3 protein-coding genes are annotated in these 3,093 nt (G+C 74.8%); 2 read left to right on the top strand and 1 reads right to left on the bottom strand.

All coding sequences use genetic code 11. The features are described from left to right. Positions 1–150: triose-phosphate isomerase (locus HW578_RS24720; RefSeq protein ID WP_255529140.1), on the bottom strand; the 150-nt coding region annotated here is incomplete at its 3' end. Between the two features lie 129 nt (positions 151–279). Here HW578_RS24720 and HW578_RS24715 point away from each other — a divergent pair. Together HW578_RS24715 and HW578_RS24710 are read left to right on the top strand one after the other, a co-directional pair. Next, the gene (locus HW578_RS24715; RefSeq protein ID WP_198373360.1) at positions 280–2,172 is read left to right on the top strand and encodes a peptidylprolyl isomerase; all 1,893 of its coding nucleotides are present in this window, start codon (positions 280–282) and stop codon (positions 2,170–2,172) included. Beyond that, positions 2,169–3,093, top strand: a 925-nt coding sequence (locus HW578_RS24710) for a chorismate-binding protein (protein WP_198373359.1), incomplete at its 3' end; no start/stop codon positions are given. The genes HW578_RS24715 and HW578_RS24710, both read left to right, overlap by 4 nt.

The following is a 3,093-nucleotide window of genomic DNA, read 5'->3' as shown; positions in this document are numbered from 1 at the left end:
GCCGGCCAGGGCCGCGGCCACGGCGGCGACCAGCGTGGCCGGCGGGCAGACCACCAGCTCGGCCGGCCCCGCGGCGCCCGCGGCGACCGCGTGGGTCAGCGCCAGCCCATCCGCGGCGAGGCCGTGCATCTTCCAGTTGCCGGCGATCATGGGGCGGGTTCCGGGGGTCATGCGGCGTCTCCTTCAGGCGCGCCGGAGTATCGGAAATGCGCGCGCCCTCCAAGCCAGGCCACGGCCGCCCCCTTCCGCCGCCCGCCGCCCGCTGGTAGGCACGCGGCCATGCTTACCGCACTGCGCCGCCTCGCCGGCACCTGGGTCGCCAAGATCCTCTTCGTCATGCTCATCCTGTCCTTCGCCATCTGGGGGATCGAGGACGTGGTGCGCAACCTCGGCCGCGACACGGCGGTGGCGCGGGTCGGCGGCGAGCCGATCGAGCTGCCCGAGGCACAGGCCAGCGCGCGGCGCGAGATGGCGCGCATCGCGCGGCAGATGGGCAACCGCTTCGAGCCCGACGACAATATCCGCCGCGCCGTGGCCGCGCAGGCGCTCGAACAACTCATCGCCGACCGCGCGCTGCGCGCCGAGGCGCGGCGCCTTGGCATCGGCGCGCCGGCCGAGGCGGTGCGCAACTCGGTCTTCGCCATCCCGGGGCTGCGCGGGGCGGACGGCACCTTCTCGCGCCCGATCCTCGACAGCTTCCTGCGGCAGAACGAGCTGAACGAGCCGCAATTCCTCCAGGTCGTGGCGAGCGACCTGCTGCGCCAGCAGCTCGCCGGGGCGGTGCGCTCGGGCGCGGCTGGGCCCGATGTCATGTCCGCCCCCCTGCTGGCCTGGCTGATGGAACGCCGCGCGGCGGAGGTGGTCGCGGTCAACACCGCCGCCATGCCCGACCCCGAGCCGCCGACCGAGGCGCAGCTGCGCCGCTACCAGGAGAACAACCCGGCGCGCTTCTCCAGCCCGGAATATCGCGAGGCGGTGATCGCCGTGGTCTCGAGCGAAGCCGTGGCGGCCGAGATCGAGGTGCCGGACGCCGAGCTCGCCGCCGCCTACGAGCAGCGCCGCGCGCAATACGACACGCCCGAGCGCCGCGCGCTGCGCCAGGCGGTGGTGCCGAACGAGGCGGCGGCGCGCGAGATCGCGCAGGCCTGGCGCGGCGGCGCGGAGTTCCCGGCGATCGAGGCGGCGGCCACGGCGGCGGATGGCAGCGCGGCGGATCTCGGGCTGCTCGACCGCGCGACGCTGCCGCTCGCGAACGTGGCCGATGCCGCCTTCGCCGCCCCGGATGGCGGCGTGACCGACCCGGTGCAGTCGCCTTTCGGCTGGCATGTGCTGAAGGTGGAGCGCATCGAGCCCGCGGCGGTGCGCACGCTCGCCGAGGTGCGCGACGAGCTGCGCGCCGAGGTGGCGCACGACCGCGCGCTGGACCTGGCCTACCAGCGGGCCAACAGGGTCGAGGATGCGCTGGCCGGCGGCACGCCGCTGGCCGAGGTGGCGCAGCGCTTCGGCGCGCAGGTCGCCACGGTCACGCTGGATTCGACCGGGCGCGACCCGGAGAACGCCGTGGTGGCGCTGCCGGTGCCCGAGGCGCAGCGTGCCGATCTGCTGCGCGCGGTCTTTGCCGCGCGGCAGGGCGATGCGCCGCGCATGACCGAGATGGGCGACGCCTTCGTGGCCGTGGAGCTGCGCGCGGTCACGCCGCCGGCGCTGCGCCCCTTCGAGAGCGTGCAGGGATCGCTCACCACGGCCTTCATCGCCGATGCGCGCCGCCGCGCGGCGGAGGAACGCGCGGCCGCGCTGCTCGCCGCGGTGCGCGGCGGCAAGACCATGGCGGAGGCGGCCGAGGAGGCCGGCTTCACCGCCCAGCGCATGGGTCCCTTCGGCCGCAACCCGCAGCAGGCCGGCACGCTGCCGCCGGAACTCCTGGCGCCGCTGTTCGAGGCACGGGTCGGCGACGTGACCATGGCCGAGACGCGCACCGGCTTCGCGGTCGCGCAGCTGTCCGAGGTCATCCCCTTCAACCCGGCGACCGATCCGCTCGGCATGGGGCGGATGCGCAGCGAGATCGAGCAGTCGATGCAGGACGAGCTGGAGGAACAATACGCCATCGCGCTCAGGGGCCGCGCCGATGTGCGGATCAACCGCAGCCTGCTCGACCAGGTGACCGGGCGATGAGCGGGACCGACGCCGCGGCGGTGCGCGCCGCGCTCGCAGCCGGGCGCGGGGGCATCCTGGTGCGCGAGCGGGTGGCCGACCTCGACACCCCGGTCGGTGCCTTCCTGAAGCTGACCGGCGGGGCGCAGGCCAATGCTTTCCTGCTGGAGAGCATCGAGGGCGGGGCGGCGCGCGGGCGGTATTCGGGGATCGGGCTGGCGCCGGACCTGGTGTGGCGCTGCCGCGACGGGCGGGCCGAGATCAACCGTCACGCGCTCACCGCGCCGCATGCCTTCGAGCCCGAGCCGGGCGCCGCGCTGGACAGCCTGCGGCGCACCATCGCCGAGGCGCGGATGCCGGTGCCGCCGGGGCTGCCGCCGATGGCCGCCGGGCTGTTCGGCTACCTCGGCTACGACATGGTGCGGCTGATCGAGAAGCTGCCCTCGGTGAAGCCCGACGTGCTCGGCATCCCGGATGCGGTGCTGACGCGGCCCACCCTCATGGCCGTGTTCGACCATGTGCGGGACACGCTCACGCTGTGTGCCCCAGTCTGGCCGGGCGGCGAGCCCGATGCGCTGATCGAGGCCGCCGAGGCGCGGCTGGACGAGGCGGAGGCGGCGCTCGACCGCCCGGTGCCACGGGCAGCACCCCCGGCCAACCTGCCGCGCCTGTCCGAGCCCGACAGCAACTTCACCGAGGCCGGCTACATCGCCGCGGTGGAGCGCGCGAAGGAGTACATCCGCGCGGGCGATGCCTTCCAGGTGGTGCCCTCGCAGCGCTTCTCGGTGCCCTTCGCGCTGCCGCCCTTCGCGCTATACCGTGCGTTGCGGCGGATCAACCCCGCCCCCTTCCTGGTCTTCGGCGATTTCGGCGGCTTCTCGGTGGTCGCCGCCAGCCCGGAGATCCTGGTGCGCTGCCGCGACAAGACCGTCAGCGCGCGCC

This window comes from Roseomonas rosulenta (assembly GCF_016106005.1).
In the GTDB taxonomy this organism is placed as follows: Bacteria; Pseudomonadota; Alphaproteobacteria; order Acetobacterales; family Acetobacteraceae; genus Neoroseomonas; species Neoroseomonas rosulenta.
This window is presented reverse-complemented; position numbering and strand designations above follow the sequence as displayed.